The organism is Sinomonas albida (genome assembly GCF_004919045.1).
GTDB lineage: Bacteria > Actinomycetota > Actinomycetes > Actinomycetales > Micrococcaceae > Sinomonas > Sinomonas albida.
In genome coordinates this window covers 81892-101094 of the sequence record NZ_SWDW01000009.1, presented here as the reverse complement: position 1 = coordinate 101094, position 19203 = coordinate 81892, and the positions used below count along the sequence as shown (strand labels likewise).

16 protein-coding genes and 1 pseudogene are annotated in these 19203 nt (G+C 70.2%); 12 read left to right on the top strand and 5 right to left on the bottom strand.

Annotation, left to right across the window (positions count from 1 at the left end; all coding sequences use genetic code 11):
• Positions 1-96: 96 nt before the first annotated feature.
• Positions 97-987: pseudogene (gene trhO, locus E6A26_RS10695) on the top strand (oxygen-dependent tRNA uridine(34) hydroxylase TrhO); the annotation flags it as partial.
• A 142-nt stretch (positions 988-1129) separates the two neighbouring features.
• Here trhO and E6A26_RS10690 read toward each other — a convergent pair.
• Positions 1130-1459 carry a hypothetical protein gene (locus E6A26_RS10690; protein WP_136611188.1) on the bottom strand — a complete coding sequence of 110 codons (330 nt, stop codon included), beginning with the start codon at positions 1457-1459 and terminating at the stop codon, positions 1130-1132.
• Between the two features lie 332 nt (positions 1460-1791).
• Complete coding sequence (locus E6A26_RS10685; RefSeq protein WP_136611187.1) at positions 1792-2337, bottom strand: hypothetical protein; 546 nt, start codon at positions 2335-2337, stop codon at positions 1792-1794.
• A gap of 138 nt (positions 2338-2475) precedes the next feature.
• Here E6A26_RS10685 and E6A26_RS10680 point away from each other — a divergent pair, with 138 nt between their 5' ends.
• The 7 genes from E6A26_RS10680 to proC all read left to right on the top strand — a co-directional run bounded on the left by E6A26_RS10680 (position 2476) and on the right by proC (position 11647).
• Complete coding sequence (locus E6A26_RS10680; RefSeq protein ID WP_234865353.1) at positions 2476-4215, top strand: DUF7059 domain-containing protein; 1740 nt, start codon at positions 2476-2478, stop codon at positions 4213-4215.
• A 61-nt stretch (positions 4216-4276) separates the two neighbouring features.
• A complete protein-coding gene (locus tag E6A26_RS10675) occupies positions 4277-5050 on the top strand; it encodes an ArsR/SmtB family transcription factor (protein WP_136611186.1) in 774 nt (257 codons plus the stop codon).
• 217 nt (positions 5051-5267) lie between these two features.
• Complete coding sequence (gene topA, locus E6A26_RS10670) at positions 5268-8051, top strand: type I DNA topoisomerase (RefSeq protein ID WP_136611185.1); 2784 nt, start codon at positions 5268-5270, stop codon at positions 8049-8051.
• Positions 8048-8551 carry an SseB family protein gene (locus E6A26_RS10665; RefSeq protein WP_136611184.1) on the top strand — a complete coding sequence of 168 codons (504 nt, stop codon included), beginning with the start codon at positions 8048-8050 and terminating at the stop codon, positions 8549-8551. Before topA ends, E6A26_RS10665 begins: the two co-directional genes overlap by 4 nt.
• A 7-nt stretch (positions 8552-8558) precedes the next feature.
• Positions 8559-9578: a Ppx/GppA phosphatase family protein gene (locus tag E6A26_RS10660; RefSeq protein WP_136611183.1), complete on the top strand. Its 1020-nt coding sequence runs from the start codon at positions 8559-8561 to the stop codon at positions 9576-9578.
• On the top strand, positions 9575-10462 hold the full coding sequence (locus E6A26_RS10655) for a sugar phosphate isomerase/epimerase family protein (RefSeq protein WP_136611182.1): 888 nt from the start codon (positions 9575-9577) through the stop codon (positions 10460-10462). Before E6A26_RS10660 ends, E6A26_RS10655 begins: the two co-directional genes overlap by 4 nt.
• 354 nt (positions 10463-10816) lie before the next feature.
• Positions 10817-11647 carry a pyrroline-5-carboxylate reductase gene (gene proC, locus E6A26_RS10650; protein WP_136611181.1) on the top strand — a complete coding sequence of 277 codons (831 nt, stop codon included), beginning with the start codon at positions 10817-10819 and terminating at the stop codon, positions 11645-11647.
• A 42-nt stretch (positions 11648-11689) separates the two neighbouring features.
• Here the strand turns inward: proC and E6A26_RS10645 are convergent, their stop codons facing one another.
• A complete protein-coding gene (locus E6A26_RS10645) occupies positions 11690-13207 on the bottom strand; it encodes an HD domain-containing phosphohydrolase (protein WP_136611180.1) in 1518 nt (505 codons plus the stop codon).
• 101 nt (positions 13208-13308) lie between these two features.
• Here E6A26_RS10645 and E6A26_RS10640 point away from each other — a divergent pair, with 101 nt between their 5' ends.
• Both E6A26_RS10640 and E6A26_RS10635 read left to right on the top strand, forming a co-directional pair.
• Complete coding sequence (locus E6A26_RS10640; RefSeq protein WP_136611179.1) at positions 13309-14118, top strand: alpha/beta fold hydrolase; 810 nt, start codon at positions 13309-13311, stop codon at positions 14116-14118.
• A 2-nt stretch (positions 14119-14120) separates the two neighbouring features.
• Positions 14121-14918, top strand: a complete 798-nt coding sequence (locus tag E6A26_RS10635) for an alpha/beta fold hydrolase (protein WP_136611178.1) — start codon at positions 14121-14123, stop codon at positions 14916-14918.
• A 159-nt stretch (positions 14919-15077) separates the two neighbouring features.
• On the opposite strand, the gene E6A26_RS10630 is transcribed toward E6A26_RS10635, so the two are convergent.
• Positions 15078-15716, bottom strand: a complete 639-nt coding sequence (locus E6A26_RS10630; protein WP_136611267.1) for a potassium channel family protein — start codon at positions 15714-15716, stop codon at positions 15078-15080.
• Between the two features lie 37 nt (positions 15717-15753).
• Positions 15754-17166, bottom strand: coding sequence for a TrkH family potassium uptake protein (locus tag E6A26_RS10625; protein WP_407695376.1), 1413 nt, complete (start codon positions 17164-17166; stop codon positions 15754-15756).
• A 200-nt stretch (positions 17167-17366) separates the two neighbouring features.
• On the opposite strand from E6A26_RS10625, the gene E6A26_RS10620 reads away from it, so the two are divergent.
• Positions 17367-18533 carry an acetoin utilization protein AcuC gene (locus tag E6A26_RS10620; RefSeq protein WP_136611266.1) on the top strand — a complete coding sequence of 389 codons (1167 nt, stop codon included), beginning with the start codon at positions 17367-17369 and terminating at the stop codon, positions 18531-18533.
• An 85-nt stretch (positions 18534-18618) separates the two neighbouring features.
• Entirely contained in the window at positions 18619-19131 is a 513-nt protein-coding gene (locus E6A26_RS10615; protein WP_136611176.1) for an ArsR/SmtB family transcription factor, read from the top strand.
• Positions 19132-19203: the final 72 nt, after the last annotated feature.

Here is a 19203-nt window from a genome sequence, read left to right as displayed (position 1 = left end):
CCCGTGGTTTCTGATAACCCTTGTGACTGAACTGTCACCCCTCAGCAATCCGGCCCCGAGCGTCGGGCCACAACGCCTTCTCAGTACCCTAGAGGGGTGGCTCTGCACCGAATCGTCCTTTTCTACTGCTTCACTCCGCTGGCCGATCCCGAGGCCGTCCGGTTGTGGCAGCGCGCGCTGTGCGAGGGCCTCGGGCTGCGCGGGCGGATCATCGTCTCGGAGCACGGCATCAACGCGACCGTGGGCGGCGAGCTCGACGCCGTCAAGCGCTATGTCCGGACCACGAAGGAGTACCCGGGATTCCACGGTCTCGACGTCAAGTGGTCTGAGGGCGGCGCCGACGATTTCCCGCGGCTGAGCGTCAAGGTCCGCCCGGAGCTCGTCTCCTTCGGCGCACCGGAGGAACTCACGGTCGACGGCGGCGGCGTCGTGGGCGGCGGAACCCACCTGAGTCCGCACGAACTTCATGAACTGGTCGACTCCCGGCGCGAGGAAGGGCGAGAGGTCGTCTTCTTCGACGGAAGGAATGGCTTCGAGGCCCAGATCGGACGCTTCAGGGGCGCGATCGTGCCGGACGTCGAGACGACGCGAGACTTCGTGCGCGAGCTTGATTCCGGCGTCTACGACGAACTCAAGGACAAGCCGATCGTCACGTACTGCACGGGCGGAGTGCGGTGTGAGGTGCTGTCGGCCCTCATGCGCAAGCGCGGGTTCCAAGAGGTCTACCAGCTCGACGGCGGGATCGTGCGCTATGGCGAGGAGTTCCGGGACGAGGGCCTGTGGGAGGGCTCGCTCTACGTCTTCGACCGCCGCATGCGCGTCGAGTTCAGCGAGGACGCGGCGACTCTAGGCCGCTGCGCGCGCTGCGACAGCCCCACGAGTGACTTCCACAACTGCGCCAACCCGGAGTGCCGCCAGCTGACGCTGTTCTGCGCCGACTGCGCGGCAGGACCCGAGGATCTGCGCTGCCCCGGCGGTTGTGCGGCGGCCCCGGACACGGCGGGCCCGGACACGTCGGGCGCCGGGAACGAGGGGACTGTGCCCGAGGGGACTGTGCGCGAGCGGACAGCGCATGAGGGTCTCGGCGCCGAGAGCCGTGGCGCCGAGACGGCCCGTGCGGCCGAACGGCTCAACGCTTGACGATTCTGAACGCGTAGGCGGACGGAGCGCCGTGAGCCGCCGTGGCCCGGATCTCGGCGACGGCGCCGTCCTCGACCACGATCGTGTGCACCCACACTCGGCCGCAGTCGTACTCGGAGTCCACGAGGTCCGCCCCGCCCACCGAGAGCATCAGGTGGCCCGTGCTGGCCCCGCGGCACGAGTATTCGAGCACGAGGGTTCCGTCCGGAATCGCTGCCGTGGCGAGGACCGGGCCGTTCGGGAGTGCGACGCCGTAGCCGAAGGAGTACGAGACCCCGTTCGAGTCGGGAATCGTCGCGAGGGCCCACGAAGTGACCATGTCCGGAGTCCAGTCTTGGATTGGCGGGTCCGTCGCGGCGTTAGAGGGACCTGGCACGAAGCGCTCCTGCGGCGGGGAAGACGGCGTTGCGCGCTCGCCGAGGGGCGGCAGGCCGTCGTCGTACGAGTACGTGCACGAGGCAAGGATTGGGGCAGTGGCGAGCAGCGCTGCGCAGAGGAGTGCCGCTCCCGACCCGAGGGATCGGGACCGCGGGCGCGGGCGCCGTCCCGGCATGCTCCACCTCCTCGTGGCCCACTTCTGATCATGCGCCGCAAGGGTGAGGCGCGCCAGACACCGCTGCTAGACACGGCGCCAGACGCTGAAGGGCGACGTCAGGACTGTCCGCGGAATTCCCGGTCGAGGCGGTACGCGAAGTTGGCCGGGAGCTGCGAATTAAGGCTCACGCGGAGCTCGTAGTCGCGATCCGGCGAGAGATTCAGCGAGGTTTCGTGGGGGAGCCCGCACGTCCAGCTCGTCGAGAATTCGGTCTTGCCGTCCGCCGAGACGGCGACGTCGACCGTGCCGGCCACGCGGCACACGATGGTGAGCTGATAGGTCCCGCGCGGCGGATCGAGCCGAATCTGAGTCTGGTGCCGGTCCGACAGCGGCGTGAGGGTTCCGACGCCTTGGAGGACGGCGGAGGCGCCCGCGACCCCGGGCGCCCGGGAGAGTGCCGATGTGCCCCAGGACTGCGCGTCCGAGCCGTCCAAGAGAGGCGGGACGACGGGGGAGGGAGGCTCGGCGCTCGCGATTGTGGACGCGGAGGGTCTCGGGGTTCCTTTGCCTTCGTACGTGTAAGCGCATCCAGCGACGGAGAGCACGGTCGCGGCTGCCGCGCACGCCGCGATGACCGAGCTGCGGAAAGTTGGTTCCCCCACGCGGCCATTCAAGCACCGGTAGTCCTCCACAGCTGCTCGCCACGGTTGGTTATCCACATCGCCGCTTGTGGCCGTCCTTGTGGCTGTGCTCGCGCGATAGCGTGGTGGGACACCAACGATCCATTGAAGGAGACCCCTGTGGGCCAGCATGACGAGGGGCATGACGCGCCAGTTAAAGACGTGGCGCCGGGCAGCGTCGCCGATGCGCCGCGAGCGGACGATTTCGGTCTCCTCCATGCGCTCGCCGTCGACTGCGCGGACCTCGGCTACACGGTCGACGGCGTCGGGGGGCTCCTGGGGGCGGCGGCCCACGAGGCGCTGGCGCGAGACCAGATTGTGCCGGCGCTCGTCGCAACCGAGCGTGTCATCCACGCCGGGGCGCGCGGAGGGCGTGGCCGTTTTGCCGGCGCCCCCGAGTTCGAAGACGGTGCGCCCGACGGCGGGCAGTCAGAGGGCGTCGCGATGGACGACGGCGGTGAGGCGGGGTCGAGGGCGGCGCTCGCCATCGTGGTGCGCTTCTTCCTCCTGGGCTGCGTCGAAGATTCCTCCGCCCTCGATAGGGCGCTCCCCTCCGTCGGTGCACGCGGACTAGTTTCGCTTGGGCTCGCCGAGCCGGCCGGGCGCGGCCAGCTTCGAGCCGCAGCCGACCTCCGTCCATACGCGTGGGAGGAGGACGGGGCAGAGGTACGCCTGTGGGTCGCCTCGGACCTCGCGGCGCATCAGCGTCCGGGGGTGCTCCGCAAGGATCACGTCCTGGGCATCGGCCATGCCTCGGCCACGCTCGTCCAATCCACGGCGCGGCGTCCGGTTGAGACCGCACTCGATCTCGGGACGGGATGCGGAATCCAGACGTTCCATCTGCTGCGCCATGCGCGGCGAGTCGTCGCGACGGACATCTCGGCCCGGGCCCTCGCGTTCACGCGCTTCAATCTGCTTCTCAACGCCGAGGTGCTCGCGCTCGATCCGGCGCGCCTCGAGGATCGCGTCGAGCTCCGGCTCGGCTCGTTGCTCGAGCCTGTGCGAGGCGAGCGCTTCGACCTCGTGGTCTCCAACCCTCCCTTCGTCATCACGCCGCGACAGTCAGGGGAGACCGCCGCGGACCAGTACACGTACCGAGATGGCGGGCTGCCGGGGGACCAGCTCGTATCTGGCCTGGTCTCGAGCCTCGGGGATGTTCTCGCCGAGGGCGGGACCGCTCAGCTGCTCGGCAACTGGGAGGTGCACGGCGAGGAACCGTGGCACACGCGGGTCCGGCGGTGGGTCCCGGGCGACCTCGACGCCTGGATCCTGCAGAGGGAGCTCATCGGCCCCGAGCAGTACGCCGAGACGTGGCTGCACGACGCGTCCGAGAACCGCGACGACGCCGAATACGCCCGTAGGTATGGGGCGTATCTCGACGACTTCGCGTCGCGGGAGACGAGCGGCATCGGCTTTGGCCTCATGTGGTTCCGCCGTCCGAGTGGGGAGCAGGCACGGCTCGACCGGTTCGAGGAGCTCACGCATCCGATTGAGCAGCCGATCGGGCCCCACTGGCAGAGCGCCGTTGAGCGGGCAGACTGGCTCGCGGGTCTCGGGGACTCCGGCTTTGCTGACGCACATCTCACCGTGGCGGAGGACGTCACGGAGGAGCGGCATCAGCGACCGGGCGCAGAGCATCCGGGGGTGATACTCCTTCGGCAGGGGGCGGGCTTCCGGCGGACCGCGCTCCTCAGTACGGAGCAGGCAGGGTTCGTCTCGGCGTGTGACGGCGAGCTCGCGGCGGGGCAGATCGCCGCCGCCCTCGCGGCACTTCTGGACCGCGACGAACCCGAATTCAGGGAGACGCTTCTCCGCGAGATCCGCGAATTGACTGCCGACGGGTTCCTTGTGAAGGCATAGTTTGACATCCTTGAAGAGATGTGGCGTAAATAACAGCCACACCCCACGAAGTAAGAAGCACATGACCGACAAGAAGCGCAGTCCCCGCACCGAGAATCCCGTGCGGATCACGGACCCCAAGGCCATTCGCGCCCTCGCTCACGGAGCCCGTCTCGCGGCGATCAACGAGCTGTACTCAAGCCAGAAGAGCTGGACCGCCACCGAGCTCGCGTCGTTCACCGGGCTGACGCCGAGCGCCATGAGCTATCACCTCCGCGCACTCAAGAAGTGGGGCATCGTGGTCGACGCGCCGAACGACGGCGACGGTCGCGAGCGCCGTTGGAAGGCGGCGGGGACGGACCTCAACCTCGATACGTCGACGACCGGCCAGACGCCCGGTCTCGCGATCGTGGACATGGAACTCGACTCGCTGCGGAAGCGGATTGCGAGCCACGCAAAGCACCGTGAATCGGCGCGACGCCGGGGCGAGCCCGATGAATCTCCGGTCATGATGGTCTCCGGAAACGTGCTCAAGCTCAGCCTTGCGCAGCGCGACGAGTTCAAGCGCCGCATGTCGGAGCTCCTCGACGAGTTCGACCGCGCCACGGAGGAGGCCGACGAGGTGGGCGGCACTGTGCCGGAGACCGAGCGCATGTATGTCCTGTGGTCGATGCTCCCGGAGGTGCGCGAGGCGGCCGAGAGCGCCCGCAAGGCGGCCCCGCGCCGATCCGGTGCGAAGGCTCCCTCCACGCCAAGCGTCGAGAACGCTTCGACCGTGAGTGCCGCTCTCGACGCGCCGGAAGCAGTCGGCGGTCAGGACGCGGGCGACGTCAGCGCGCTCGAATCGACCGCCTAGCGCGGCCTGAGGGCCATCGGACTGGGCCTGCCTTTGCGGGGACCTGTGGTGGGTCGGACGCGTCCGCAATCGACCCGCGGCACTTGCGCATCCCGCGCCATCGTATGGTGAACTAGGGACTTGCGCGTCGGCACCAGGGTGGTGCGGCGTCGCGGCGTCGTCGTCGATCGGCTTGGCATGCCGATTGCCTGCACCCACCTTTGTCTTGAGGAGTAGCGTGGCCACGAAGGCTAAAACCGGCAAGAAGCTCGTGATCGTGGAGTCGCCGGCCAAGAGCAAGACCATCGCCCAGTACTTGGGCGCGGGCTTCGAGGTCGACGCGTCAATGGGCCACATCCGAGACCTGCCGCAGCCGTCGGACCTGCCGACGGAGCTGAAGAAGACCTCCGTGGGCAAGTTCGCGGTGGACATCGACAACGGATTCGAGCCGTATTACGTCGTGTCCCCGGAGAAGCGGAAGAAGGTCGCCGAACTCAAGGCCAAGCTCAAGGAAGCCGACGAGCTCTACCTGGCTACCGATGGTGATCGCGAGGGCGAGGCCATCGCGTGGCACCTCCTCGAGGTCCTCAAGCCCAAGGTCCCGGTGCACCGCCTCACGTTCCCGGAGATCACGAAGGAAGCGATCCAGCGGGCCATGGCTGAGCTTCGCGACGTCGACGAATCCCTCGTCGACGCGCAGGAGACGCGCCGCGTACTCGACCGCCTCTACGGCTACGAGATTTCCCCGGTCCTGTGGCGCAAGATCGCCAGCGGCCTCTCCGCGGGCCGCGTGCAGTCCGTCGCGACGCGCCTCGTCGTCGAGCGCGAGCGCGAACGCATGGCGTTCCGCACCGCGGACTATTGGGATCTCCTCGCGACCTTGGCGCCGCAGGCGCAGGGCGCAGCAGCGGACGACGGCGGCGCGGGCCAGAGCTTCCAAGCCCGCCTCGCGCTCGTGGATGGCAAGAAGGTCGCTTCGGGGCGCGACTTCGACGATCGCGGCCGCCTGACCGCCAAGAACGCCGTGCTCCTCGACGAGGCCACCGCCCGCGCCCTCGCGGCTGGCCTCGAGAACGCCGCCTTCTCGGTCCGCTCAGTCGAGGAGAAGCCGTACACTCGGCGCCCGGCCGCCCCCTTCACCACGTCGACGCTCCAGCAGGAGGCGGCCCGCAAGCTGCGCTTCTCGGCTCGCGTGACCATGCAGGTGGCCCAGCGGCTGTATGAGAACGGCTACATCACGTATATGCGTACCGACTCGACGGCGCTGAGCGACCAGGCCGTCGGCGCGGCCCGCCGCCAGGCATCGGAGCTGTATGGGCCGGACTTCATCCCGTCCCGCTCGCGCGTCTACGCCTCGAAGGCCAAGAACGCGCAGGAAGCCCACGAGGCCATCCGCCCCGCCGGCGACTCGTTCCGAACGCCGGCGCAGGTCGCGAAGGAGCTCCGTGGCGACGAGTTCCGGCTCTACGAGCTCATCTGGAAGCGCACCGTCGCGTCGCAGATGGAGGACGCCAAGGGCTCGACCGCGACGGTGCGCCTCGGCGCGGTCGCCACGACCGGCGAGGCTCAGGGCCGCGACGCCGAGTTCACCGCGTCGGGCACGGTCATCACGTTCCGCGGCTTCCTCGCCGCGTACGAGGAGGGCCGCGACGAGGTCCGCGAAGACACCGAGTCCGGTTCGGCCGGTCGAGGCGGCGAGGGCGGTCGCCTGCCGGCGCTCGCCAAGGGCCAGGCGCTGGATGCCCTCGAGCTCGCCGCCAACGGCCACCAGACGTCGCCGCCCCCGCGGTACACCGAGGCGTCGCTCGTCAAGACCCTCGAGGAGCGCGGGATCGGCCGCCCGTCCACGTACGCGGCGACGATCTCCACGATCATGGATCGCGGTTACGTCCGCACGCGAGGAAACGCCCTCGTGCCGAGCTGGATCGCGTTCTCGGTGGTCCGCCTCCTCGAGGAGTACTTCCACGACTACGTGGACTACGACTTCACGGCGGAGATGGAAGAGGATCTCGACCGCATCGCCGCTGGCGAGCAGGCCGGCTCGGACTGGCTCAGCGCGTTCTACTTCGGGGCCGAGGGCAAGCCTGGGCTCACGACGATCGTCAATGGCCTCGGCGAGATCGACGCGCGTGAGGTCAACTCGGTCGAGATCGCGCCCGGCATCGTGCTGCGCGTGGGCAAGTACGGCCCGTACCTCGAGAAGCCCCTTCCCCCCGACGCCCCCGAGGGCACGGCCCCTGAGAGGGCGAACGTCCCCGAGGACCTCGCGCCGGACGAGCTCACGGCGGAGAAGGCCCTTGAGCTCATGGAGAGCGCTGGCCCCGAGGAGCACGTGCTCGGAACCGATCCGCTCACCGGCCACACCGTGGTCGCGAAGAACGGCCGCTACGGCGCGTACGTCACGGAGCTCATCGCCGAGCCGACCCCCGAGCAGCTCGCCGCTCAGCCCGTCGAGTACTACAAGAACGGCAAGCCGAAGCCCCCGAAGAAGCCCGTCAAGGTCAAGCCGCGAACGGCGTCGCTGTTCAAGTCGATGAGCATCGAGACCGTCACGCTCGACGACGCGCTCAAGCTCATGAGCCTCCCGCGTGCCCTGGGCAAGGACGAGGAGGGCAACGTGATCACCGTCCAGAACGGGCGCTTCGGGCCGTACCTCAAGAAGGGCACGGATTCACGCTCGATCGGCAGCGAGGAGGAGATCTTCACGATCACCCTCGAGGAAGCCCTCAAGATCTACGCTCAGCCCAAGACCCGGGGCGGCCGTACGGCCGCAGCGCCGCTCGCCGAGTTCGGCGACGACCCCGAGTCCGGAAAGCCGATCGTGGTGAAGGAAGGCCGCTTCGGCCCCTACATCACGGACGGCGTCACGAACATCACTGTGCCGCGCGCCACCCCGATCGAGGAGCTCACGCGTGAACGCGCGGTCGAGCTGCTCGCCGAGAAGCGTGCAAAGGGTCCTGTGAAGCGGCCCGCGCGCCGGTCGGGCGGCGGCGGCACCCGAGCGAAAGCGAGTGCCAAGTGACCGAAGACCTTAACCCCCAAGCGGACGTGAACCCCCAAGGCGAGAACGCGCCGTCGTCCGATGAGCACCTGGACCCGACGCCGCTCAATCCGCTCGAGGAAGCCCTTCGGGCGGCGACCGAATCCGGCACGGAGGGCGACGGGCGCAGCTCGGTGCTCGCGTTCCTCAACAGCGTCGTGTGCCTCGTGGTGCCGGAGCCGGTTCCGGGCCAGACGGAGTACGTGGAGCCGCTCGTGCTCACGAACGCCGACGGGAAGCCGCTCGTCGCGGCGTTCACGGACCGCGCGCGGATCCGGCCGGACTTCCTCGAGCACGCGCCGAACGTCGTCACGACGCAGGGGGCCGTGCTCCTCCAAAACCTCGGCGACGAACTCGGGCTCGTGCTCAATCCGGGCGCTGCCTTCGGCTTCGAGCTCAGCCAGGAGCACGTCGCGGCCGTCCTCAGGGATTTCAGGCCCGCCTCGCCCGAGGAACTTGCCAACGGGGAGACCGGGGAATAATGGGCTCATGCGTCTAGGCGTCCTCGACATTGGTTCGAACACCGTGCACCTGCTCTTGGTGGACGCCCATCCCGGCGCACAGCCTGTCGCCTTCGCCTCGCACAAGCGCCCGCTTTCGCTCGTCAAGCACCTCGAGCGGGACGGCAGCATCAGCGAGCAGGGCCAGCGCGAACTCCTCGACTTCGTCCTTGAGGCGTGGGCCTTCGCGGGCCGGCACGACGCCGAGGACCTCTTGGCCTTCTGCACCTCCGCCATTCGGGAGGCGGCAAACGGCGAGGAAGTGATCGAGCGCATCCAGCGCGAGGCGAACGTGACGCTCCAGGAGCTCACGGGCAGCGAAGAAGCGGCGATGACATTCTTTGCGGTCCGCCGCTGGTACGGCTGGGGCGCGGGGACGCTGCTCTCGCTGGACATCGGCGGCGGATCCTTCGAGATGGCCATGGGGAACGATTCGCTCCCCGACATCGCGCAGTCCGTTCCCCTCGGGGCCCAGCGCCTCACGCGCGACTGGCTGCCCGAAGATCCGCCCACCGCGAAGAGCGTCAAGGAGCTGCGGCGCTACATCCGCGCGACGCTCAAGCCGGTGGTGCGGGGCTTCCGCGAGGTCGGCAGGCCGCGGCTCGTCACGGGCACTTCGAAGACGTTCCGATCGCTCGCCCGCATCGCGGGCTCGGCGCCGAGCGGGGCCGGACCGTACGTGCGGCGGGTGCTCGAACGCACCGACCTTGGGCTGTGGGCCCAGCGCATCTCGGCGATGTCGGCCGGCGACCGGGTCCATCTGCCCGGCGTCTCGGAAGCCCGCGCCCCGCAGCTGCTCGCGGGTGCCCTCGTGGCCGAGGCCGCCATGGAGCTGTTCGAAACCCCGGAGCTCGAGATCTGCCCCTGGGCCCTCCGCGAGGGGCTCATCCTGCGCCGGCTCGATCAGCTCATCTTCGACGGGCCGCTCGCGCCGCCCGAACATATACGGCCCATCGAGAGCGAGCGGAGGCGGAGCGTGAAGGAGCACCCCGTGGGGAGCCGGCCATGATCGGGCCGTTCCCGGAGTGGCGCCAGTCCGCCGACGTGCCCGAGGTGCCCGTCGGGCTCTCGAGCGCTTCCGTGTACCCGCTCAGCGTCCACGACGCGTTCGCGTGCGCGGCGGACCTCGGCTATGACGGCGTCGAGGTCATGGTCACGAACAACTCGACGAGCCAGGAGCCGGATGCCCTCATCCAGCTCTCCGAGCGCTACGACCAGCCGATCGTGTCCATCCATGCGCCGACTCTCCTGCTCACGCAGCAGGTCTGGGGCGGCGCGTGGACAAAGATCCGACGCTCCTGCGAGATGGCGCGCGAGGTGGGCTGCGACACCGTGGTGGTGCACCCGCCGTTCCGTTGGCAGGCCGGCTACGCGGATGGCTTCGCGATCGGCATCCGTGATCTCGCCGAGGAGTACGAGGTCCACATCGCGGTGGAGAACATGTACCCGTGGCGGGTCCGCGGGCGCGAGACCCGCGCGTACCTCCCGCACTGGGACCCGGTAGGCCAGGGCTATCAGGACGTGACGTGGGACTTCTCCCACGCGGCGACGGCCCGCGAGGACAGCCTCGAGGCGTTCAAATCGCTCGGCGACTCCCTGCGCCACATCCACCTGACGGATGGATCCGGGGCATCGTTCCGCGACGAGCATCTCCTGCCCGGCCAAGGCACGCAGCGGGTCGCCGAGTGCCTCCAGTACCTCGCGGACTCGGCGTTCGACGGCGTGGTGGTCACCGAGGTCAGCACGCGCAAGGCGCGGGTGGCGGGGGAGCGCGAGGAGATGCTCGCGACCGCGCTCGACTTCGCGCGCCTGCACCTTGGGCAGTTCGCCCGGCCCGAGCGCTCCGCCGAGCGCTCTGCCGAGCGCAGCGCCGCGGAGCAGCGCACGCTGTAGCCAGAGCTCCGGTTCTTGGGGTGAGCGTCAGGCCAGCCTTGGCGCGCCGCCGCAGACCGAGTGCTGCCGCGGCAAGGCACGCTGCGACATGCCTTAACGAGCAAGGCCCTGGCTTCTTAAAACGAAGGCGCTGGCTCTTTTAAACGAGTAAGGCGCTGGCAGCCGCGGGGAAGGTGGGGGACCATGATCCGCAACTGCCAGCGCCGTGCGACTGCTTGGGGGAAGCAGTCGCTCCATCACTCGCACCCTGTGAGGTACCACCAACTCTAGGGAGGCTAGTTGGGAGGAACCCCAGCCGAACATGGGAAGAAGCTGGGAATGCACGCCCAAGCCCTCGGCTGGCAGGATGGACACATGAGCAACAAGATCGCCTTCCTCGGCTGCGGGTCCATGAATGAAGCCATCATGGCGGGGCTCCTAGCGGCCGGCGTGGCCAAGACCGACATCACCGCGACGGTGCGTCGCCGGGAGCGCGCCGAGGAGCTCGCCAAGCGATACGGCGTGACCGTCATGGCGACGAACGAAGAGGACGACGCCAACCAGCAGGCCGTGCGCGGATCCTCGCTCGTGATCATCGGCGTCAAGCCGGTGGGGGTCACCGCCCTCGCGGCGGAGATCGCCGCGAGCCTTCCGCCGCAGTCTGTGGTGGTGAGCGTGGCGGCCGCGGTCTCCATCGAACAGCTCGAGCGCTCGCTGCCCGCGGGGCAGCCGGTGATCCGCACGATGCCGAACACCCCCGCCCGTCTGGGCCGCGGCGTCGTCTCCGTCTCGGGAGGGACGAACGCCACGCGCGATCAGCTCGAGTGGGTCAAGGGCCTCTTCGAAGGCCTGGGCCTCGTGGTCGAGGTCCCCGAGGAACAGGTCGACGCGGTGAGCGCTGTGAGCGGCTCCGGGCCGGCCTACGCGTTCTACCTCGCCGAAGCGATGGCCGACGCCGGCGCTCGCCTGGGCCTGGACCCGGAGCTGTCGCTCAGGCTGGCCCGCGAGACGGTGGTCGGAGCGGGCTTCATGCTCGCCGAGCCGGGCGCGGATCCCGCGGCCCTTCGCCGCGCCGTGACCAGCCCCAACGGCACGACGGAGCGCGCCATCGCGACGTTCGACGAGCGCGGCCTCCCCGGCATCATCGCCGACGGCGCGCGGGCCGCCGCCGAGCGTTCGAAGGACATCACGCACGAGCTCGGCTGACCGGGCGGCTGGGCTGACCGGGCGGCTGGGCTGGGCGCGGGTCTACAGGAGGTCGCGTTCGACGGCGAAGAGGGTCGCCGCAGCGCGGGAAGAGACGCCGATCTTGGCGTAGATGTGGCGGATGTGGTGGTCGGCCGTGCTGGGCGAGATGGTCAGGGCCACCGCGACGTCCTTCTTGGTGGCTCCCCGGCAGATGAGCCGCAGCACTTCAACCTCGCGCTCGGTGAGGCCCGCGGGCCACGCGGGCCGGGTCCGGCGGTCGCGGACACCCGCGGCGGCGAGCACGGCGTCGACTGCGTCGCGATCGAGCCGCCCGGGGACGAGGGAGGCGAGCACGTCGGCCGCCTGGGCCAGCGTGCGGGCGGGGCGGCCGGGTACCTCGAGGAGGAGCTCGCGGAACGCGTCGGCCGCAGCGAGCACGCGCGCTTCCCAGGGGAGCTCCGGGCCCGCGGAACCCCGGTAGTAGCCCGAGCCGTCCAGGCGCTCGTGGTGAAGGCTGGCAAGCTTGGCGAGCGGCGCCGTCGTCCGCACGCGGGAGAGGATCCGCTCGCTGTAGTAGGGATGGAGCCGTAGCCGCTCGTAGTGCGCGGGCGAGCCGAGCCGCCCGCCGTCGAACCTGCTCGGGACGGCTACGCGCCCGAGGTCCTCGGCGAGCCCCGTGCGGGCGAGCAACGGGCCCTCGTCGGGATGCGCTCCGGCCGCGAGGAGGGCTACGTCTCGTGAGAAACCGGCGCGGACTGGGTCCTTGAGGTCGGCGAAGTCGGCGAAGACCGCGAGGACGGTGTCGAGCCGGTCGGCGCGGATCTCGGCGACGGGCAGCGGCTCGCGCGCGAGCACGGCGTCCCAAGGCTGCTCGGCCTGCGCGGCCTCAAGCAGCCCATCGAGGTGCGCGAGGGCGGCGGCAGCGAGCCTGGGGTCGTAGGCGTGCCCCGCCCGCTGCCGGAGGGCGTCGGCGACCGCGTCCCGCCCGCCGAGGCGTGCGATCACTTCGACGTCACGGGCGACGGCGACGATCCTCGCCGGGAGCGGGATGGCCTCCGAACGCAGGCCATCCGGGAAGCCGCGTCCGTCCCATTGTTCGAACGCTGCGGCGAGGGCCGCACGCGTGCCCTGCGCGATCTCGAGGCGAAGGGCGAGCATTTCCGCGGCCTCGCAGTGCGCGCGCACGCCCGCTCGCATTCTCGACGGGCCGGTCGCGAGGAAGCCTGCCCGGAGCGCCGCCCGACGCCCCGCCGGGAACTCCGCTCCCACGGCGGGGAGGACCGTGCGGAGCAGCCGGACCGGGGAGGCGCCGAGCACCGGGGCAATCGCGGCCCGGAGCGCGATGTCGTCGCCGCTCAGCTCGGCCGACTCGTGCGCGTCAGCGGTGCAGCCGAGGAAGCGCAGGAGCGCGGTGTAGTAGACCTCGGCGTGGGTCTCAGGCGACGCCCCTGTGGAGTCCGCGAGTTCGAGGGCCACGAGGCACGTCCGGAGGCCCTGCTCGAGCGGCTGTCCCATGCCGAGATCCGTCGCGAGCGAAATGGCTGCGATGAACTCGGCGAGGCGCAGCGGCGGTGTCATGCAACGATCATGGACCGCGCCGCGCGCAGGGCACAGACCACCGCACAAGATAGCGCGTTTGCGCGATGCCCCCGGCCTGGCGGCGCGCGCACGCTGGAGCCATGGACATCGAGCAGCCAAGGCACCGCGTCATCCTCCTGCCAGGGAGCGTGCTTCCCGCAGGCCTCGCCTACGGGGCCCTCATCGCGGCCATGGGCGCCGCCGCCCAGGGCGACCACAGCGTCGAGGCAGTCGCGAAGGACCTCGAGGTCTACGCGCGCCCCACGCCGCCCTCGGACTACAGCCTCGACACCGAGATCCATGGGGTGCTCCGCGAGGTTGAGTCGCGGGGCTGGGACACGTTCCACCTCGTGGGGTACTCCGGCGGTGGAGCCTCGGCGCTCGCCTTCGCCGCGAAGCATCCGGAACGGCTCGCGAGCCTCGCCCTGCTCGAGCCGCCCTGGGCGGGGAACTGGGGCTGGAGCGAGGCCCATCGCGCGCTCTGGGCACAGTATCGGGAGCTTGACGGGCTGCCGCCGGACGAGTTCATGGCGCGGTTCGTACGGCTCGGCGTGCGGCCCGGCGTGACGACTGGCCTGCCGACGGGCGGCGGCGAGCAACCGGCCTGGATGGCCCTGCGGCCCGCCGGTATCCGGGCGTTCATCCGCACGTTCGAGACCTACGACCTCGACCGCGCGTCGCTTGCGAGGTTCCAGAAGCCCGTGTATTTCGCGCTCTGCGCGCTGTCCAATCCCGACGACTACGGCGAGGTCGCCGAGCGGCTCTCCGCCGTCTTCCCGGACTTCCGCCTCGAGGTCTTCGCGGGCCGCCACCACTTCGACCCGCCGCATCGGGTCGAGCCGGACCGCGTTGCGGCGTCGCTGCTGGCGCTGTGGAACGACGCGCACACTCACACCGAAAGGGTGGCCTAGCCATGGAACGGGTCCTTCTCATCGCCGGCGGCGGACTGCCCGCCGAACTCGAGTTCTCCGCCCTGCTCGCCGCACTCGAGGCCAGTGGCCCGCCCGTGGAAGCCGCCGTGAAAGACCTCGAGGTCTTCTCCGGCGCGACTCCGCCGCCGGGCTACGACCTCGGCACCGAGATCGACGGAGTGCTTCGCGCGGCCGATACGCGCGGCTGGGATACGTTCCACCTCGTGGGGTACTCGGGCGGCGGCGCGTCCGCGCTCGCGTTCGCGGCTGCACGCCCCGAGCGGCTCGAGAGCTTGGCCCTCGTGGAGCCCGCCTGGGCCGGGAACTGGGGCTGGACCGACGCCCATCGCGCCCACTGGGAGCGGCTGAGGGCGCTCGAGTCCCTGCCGCCGTTCGAGTTCCTGCCGGCCTTCCTCGGTCTGCACGTCGGGCCGGGGGCCGAGGTCAGCCCGCCGTTCGATCCGTCCGCGCCGCCGCCCCCGTGGGTGGCCAATCGTCCGGCCGGAATCCACGCGATCGTCGGGGCCTGCCTGGCTCACGACCTCGACCGGTCCGCGCTCGCTGCTTTCGGCAAGCCGGTGTATTACGCCCTGGGCGGCCTCTCGAACCAGGACGAATTCGGCGAGATCGCGACCAAACTCGCTGGCGTCTTCCCGGATTTCCGCAGGGAGGAGTTTCCCGATCGGCACCACCTCGATCCGCCGCACCTAGCTGAACCGGAGCGAGTCGCCGAGTCGCTCCGTGCCCTCTGGAATAGGGCGTCGGAGCGGCGGGAGACGCAGCGGCTTCCCCAGCTTTAGGCGTCAACCGGCGGCGCATTGACCGGTTGAGGTTGGGCACCGAATCACCGGTGTGTCGCGCCGTCGTACGCCTGAAAGCTGGGGAGGTCGGCACGCCCGGTGGAAGGTGACGGCCACGCGGAGCCGCGCGGCGCCGTCGTTCGTCCTTCGGGCGGAGTGCTACGGACGCGCGGCGAAGCGCTCGAGGAGGTCCACGTGCCCCGAGACGATGAGCATGTCGCGGCTGCTGACCTTCGTGTGCGGCTGGGCGTAGGTGAAGTCCTCGCCCGGGCTCTTCACGCCGACCACGGTGACGCCGTACTTCGCCCGCACCTGCGACTCGGCGAGGGTGAAGCCCTGCGTCTCCTTGGGCGGGTACATCTTGACGATCGCGAAGTCGTCGTCGAACTCGATGAAGTCGAGCATGCGCCCGCTCACGAGGTGGGCGGTGCGGACGCCGGCGTCGGCCTCGGGGTAGATGACGTGGTTCGCGCCGATGCGGGACAGGATCTTCCCGTGCGACGGCGTGATGGCCTTGGCCCACACATGGTCGATCCCGAGGTCCACGAGATTCGCCGTGATCAGCACCGAGGACTCGATCGACGTCCCGACGCCGACCACCGCCGACTGGAACTCCTGCGCGCCGAGCTGCCGCAGCACCTCGACGTTCGTCGCGTCGGCCTGAACCGCGTGCGTGAGCACGGGCGCCCACGTCTCGACGAGCTCCTGGTCCCGCTCGATCGCGAGCACCTCGCGGCCCTGCTTCACGAGCTGCTGGGCGGTCGCCGAGCCGAACCGGCCGAGGCCGATCACGAGCACCGGCGCGTTCGGATTCGGCCGGCCCGGGGGGTTCTTGTCAGCCAATGATCGGCCTTTCTTCCGGATAGTGGAACAGGGTGCTGCGCTGGCGGAGGGCCAGGGCGGTGGCCATCGTGATCGTGCCGACGCGGCCGAAGAACATGAGCGCGGTGAGGACGTACACACCGGCGGGCGGCAGTTCAGACGTGAGGCCGGTGCTGAGACCGACCGTGGCGAACGCGGAGATCGAGTCGAAGAGTACGCGGTCTAGGCTCTCGCCCGAGATCGCCAGGAGGATCGAGCACGCGATCATGATGAGCGTGGCCGCAAGGACGATGACGCTGATGGCGACTCGCATGACGCCCTGGGGGATGGTGCGGCCGTAGGCGCGGACGTCGCGGTCGCCGCGCGCCTCGGCGACGATCGCAAGGAACATGACGGCGACCGTGGTCACCTTGATGCCGCCCGCGGTCGACGCCGAGCCGCCGCCCGCGAACATGAGTGCGTCGGAGAGCAGGAGCGTGGACGGCGTGAGGTGGTTCATGTCCACGAGGTTGAACCCGAGAGATCGGGTCATGACGGAGGCGAACACCGCCTGGACCATCTTCTCGCCCGGGGCCATGCCGCCGATCGTCCTCGTGTTGTTCCACTCCATGGCTCCCCACAGGAACGCGCCGACCACCACGAGGATGAGCGAGACGACCACCGTGAGCTTCGCGTGGAGCGTCCACAGCCGCACGCGCCCCTTGAATCGGAGGAACACCATGAGGACCGGGAAGCCGAGGCTGCCCACGAAGCCGCCGACCATGAGGGGCACGAGGATCCAGAGGTCGTTCTGGTACGGCACTACGCCGTCGCTGTGGGGCGTGAAGCCGGCATTGTTGAAGGACGAGATGGCGTAGAAGACGCCGTGCCACAGGGCCTCGCCGAAGTTCTCGCCCCGGGCCATGAACGCTGGCGCGAGGAACAGGGTCAGGACCGCCTCCACCACGGCGGACGTCGCGACGACCACGCGCAGGAGCCCGCCGACTTCGCCGAGGCGGCCCGCGTTGTTCATGGCCTCGCGCGCGATCAGCTTGCCGCGGACGCCGAGCCGCCGGCTCACCGCGAGCGAGAGCACGGACGCGAGGGTCAGGATGCCCAAGCCGCCCACCTGGATCGCGATGAGGATCATCACGTGCCCGAACGCCGACCAATGCGCGGCCGTCGAGACCACCGTGAGGCCCGTGACGCACACGGCCGAGGTGGCCGTGAAGAGCGCCTCATGCAGGGGAGTGAACTGCCCTTCCGCGGACGAGAACGGGAGCGACAGGATGAGCGTGAAGACCAGAATGACGCCGGAGAACGAGAGGAGCGCGAGCCGGGCCGGCGACGAGGCCGCGAGCCGGTCGACGAAGTCGCGCAGACCGGTCAGGGGGCCGAGGCTGTCCCGCTGCGGCGTGGGTCGCCACGACGACTGCGTCTGTGCCACACTCAACCGTCCCTCATGCCGGGTTTGCCTAAGCGGCCGATGGCCGCACCGGACCAGTAAACCACGCACCGTTCGGGTAGCCTGACCTTATGTCCGACGCCGCACAGACGCCCCCCTCCCCGGAGGCGCCGAGCGGCAGCGGGACAAGCTCCGGCCTCCGCCGCGTCGACTACGCGACCCGCGTCGCGTGGGGCGAGGCGATGCTTGCCTACGATTTCGGCCCCAGTCACCCCATGCACCCGAGCCGGCTCGACCTCACGGCGCGCCTGTGCGAAGCGCTCGGGCTGTTCTCCCTCCCGCGCGTCGCGGTGGAGGAGCCGCACGTCGCAAGCGACGACGAACTCGCGTCGGTCCACACGCGCGACTACATCGCCGCGGTCCGCAGCGTGAGCGATGACCCGTCGTCGACCCTCCCCGAGCGCGGCCTCGGCACCGAGGACGATCCGGCCTTCGCCGGAATGCACGAGGCGAGCGCGCGGATCGCGGGCGGCTCGCTCGAGGCCGCGGACGCGATCCTCGCCGGCCGCGCCCAGCACGCGGTCAACTTCGCGGGCGGCATGCACCATGCCGCGGCTGATCGGGCGAGCGGCTTCTGCATCTACAACGACGCCGCGCTCGCCGTCCAGCGCCTCCTCGACGGCGGGCTGAGCCGCGTTGCGTACGTCGACACGGACGCACACCACGGCGACGGCACCCAGTCGATCTTCTGGAACGATCCGCGCGTCCTCACCATCTCCGTCCACGAGAGCGGCCTCACGCTGTTCCCCGGCACGGGCTTCCCGAGCGAGACCGGCGGCCCCGACGCGCTCGGCACCGCGGTCAACGTGGCGCTCCCCGCGGGGACGGGGGACGCTGGGTGGCTGCGCGCGTTCCACGCGATCGTGCCGCCGCTCGTCGAGGCGTTCCGGCCCGAGGCGATCGTGAGCCAGCACGGCTGCGACTCGCACGCGCTCGACCCGCTCGCGGACCTGCGGACCAGCGTCGACGCGCAGCGCGAGGCCGCCCTGTCCGTCTCTCGCCTCGCGAACCGCTTCTGCGACGATCGGTGGATCGCAACGGGCGGCGGCGGGTACGACGTCCTGCGCGTCGTGCCCCGTGCGTGGGCGCACCTTGTAGGCGTCGCGGCGGGACACCCTGTGCCGCTGCGCACTGAGACCCCGGCAGCGTGGCGCGAATACGCCCTCGCCACGTATCCGGAGCGGCTCGGCCCGGGCGAGACGTTGCCCGAGACCATGGGCGAGGACGCGGATCTGTGGTGGCGCTCGTGGGACATCGGCTTCAATCCGCACGACGCCGTGGACCGCGCCGTCATGGCCACCCGGAAGGAAATCTTCCCCCTCCACGGACTCGACCCGTGGTTCGACTGAGAGCCGACCGGAAGCCCGACCGTCACGCCGCGTCCGTGTGGACGCAGCAGAACCAGACTGGGCGCCGGATCGGTAGGCTGGAGGCATGGTGACAGACATCTTCGCCGTCATCGCGGACCACACCCGCAGGGACATCCTGCGGGAGCTCCGCGCCGGCGACAAGGCGGTGGGCGAGCTCGTCGAGGCGCTCGATGCGAGCCAGCCCACGGTGTCCAAGCACCTCAAGGTCCTCCGCGACGCGGGCCTCGTGACCACGCGCGCCCAGGGCCAGAAGCGCTATTACGCCCTGAGGCTCGAACCCCTCGCCGAGGTGGGCGGCTGGCTCACCTCACTGCGTACGACGGCGGGGTCCCAACTTGAGGGGGCCGCCGCACCAGCCGCCGCGGGGGACTCGCTGCCCGCCGCGCAGGTGCCTGCCGCCGCCGGGGTGGGCGCGCCGTCGTCCGCTCTCGCCGGCGTCGACGCCGCGTCGGGGACGCGCCCTCAGCAGATCCAGCGCTCGGTCGAACGGACCGTCGAGCGCGCCGCTAAGGGCGCCGCCGAGATCATCGCGAACCTCCCGAAGTGGCGCCGGAAGGAGCCCGGCCGCCAGGGGTAGCCCGCGGCACGACTGCTGAGAGCGGACCTTTCCCACGACACCGCACGTTTTCCCGTGGGGATGCCTCCGGTG

Excerpts from the sequence above, each read along its gene's own strand:
- E6A26_RS10690 (WP_136611188.1), bottom strand. The coding sequence starts at position 1,459 with ATGGTCACTTCGTGGGCCCTCGCGACGATTCCCGACTCGAACGGGGTC.
- E6A26_RS10675 (WP_136611186.1), top strand. The coding sequence starts at position 4,277 with ATGACCGACAAGAAGCGCAGTCCCCGCACCGAGAATCCCGTGCGGATC.
- E6A26_RS10660 (WP_136611183.1), top strand. The coding sequence starts at position 8,559 with ATGCGTCTAGGCGTCCTCGACATTGGTTCGAACACCGTGCACCTGCTC.
- E6A26_RS10655 (WP_136611182.1), top strand. The coding sequence starts at position 9,575 with ATGATCGGGCCGTTCCCGGAGTGGCGCCAGTCCGCCGACGTGCCCGAG.
- proC (WP_136611181.1), top strand. The coding sequence starts at position 10,817 with ATGAGCAACAAGATCGCCTTCCTCGGCTGCGGGTCCATGAATGAAGCC.
- E6A26_RS10645 (WP_136611180.1), bottom strand. The coding sequence starts at position 13,207 with ATGACACCGCCGCTGCGCCTCGCCGAGTTCATCGCAGCCATTTCGCTC.
- E6A26_RS10640 (WP_136611179.1), top strand. The coding sequence starts at position 13,309 with ATGGACATCGAGCAGCCAAGGCACCGCGTCATCCTCCTGCCAGGGAGC.
- E6A26_RS10635 (WP_136611178.1), top strand. The coding sequence starts at position 14,121 with ATGGAACGGGTCCTTCTCATCGCCGGCGGCGGACTGCCCGCCGAACTC.
- E6A26_RS10620 (WP_136611266.1), top strand. The coding sequence starts at position 17,367 with ATGCTTGCCTACGATTTCGGCCCCAGTCACCCCATGCACCCGAGCCGG.
- E6A26_RS10615 (WP_136611176.1), top strand. The coding sequence starts at position 18,619 with ATGGTGACAGACATCTTCGCCGTCATCGCGGACCACACCCGCAGGGAC.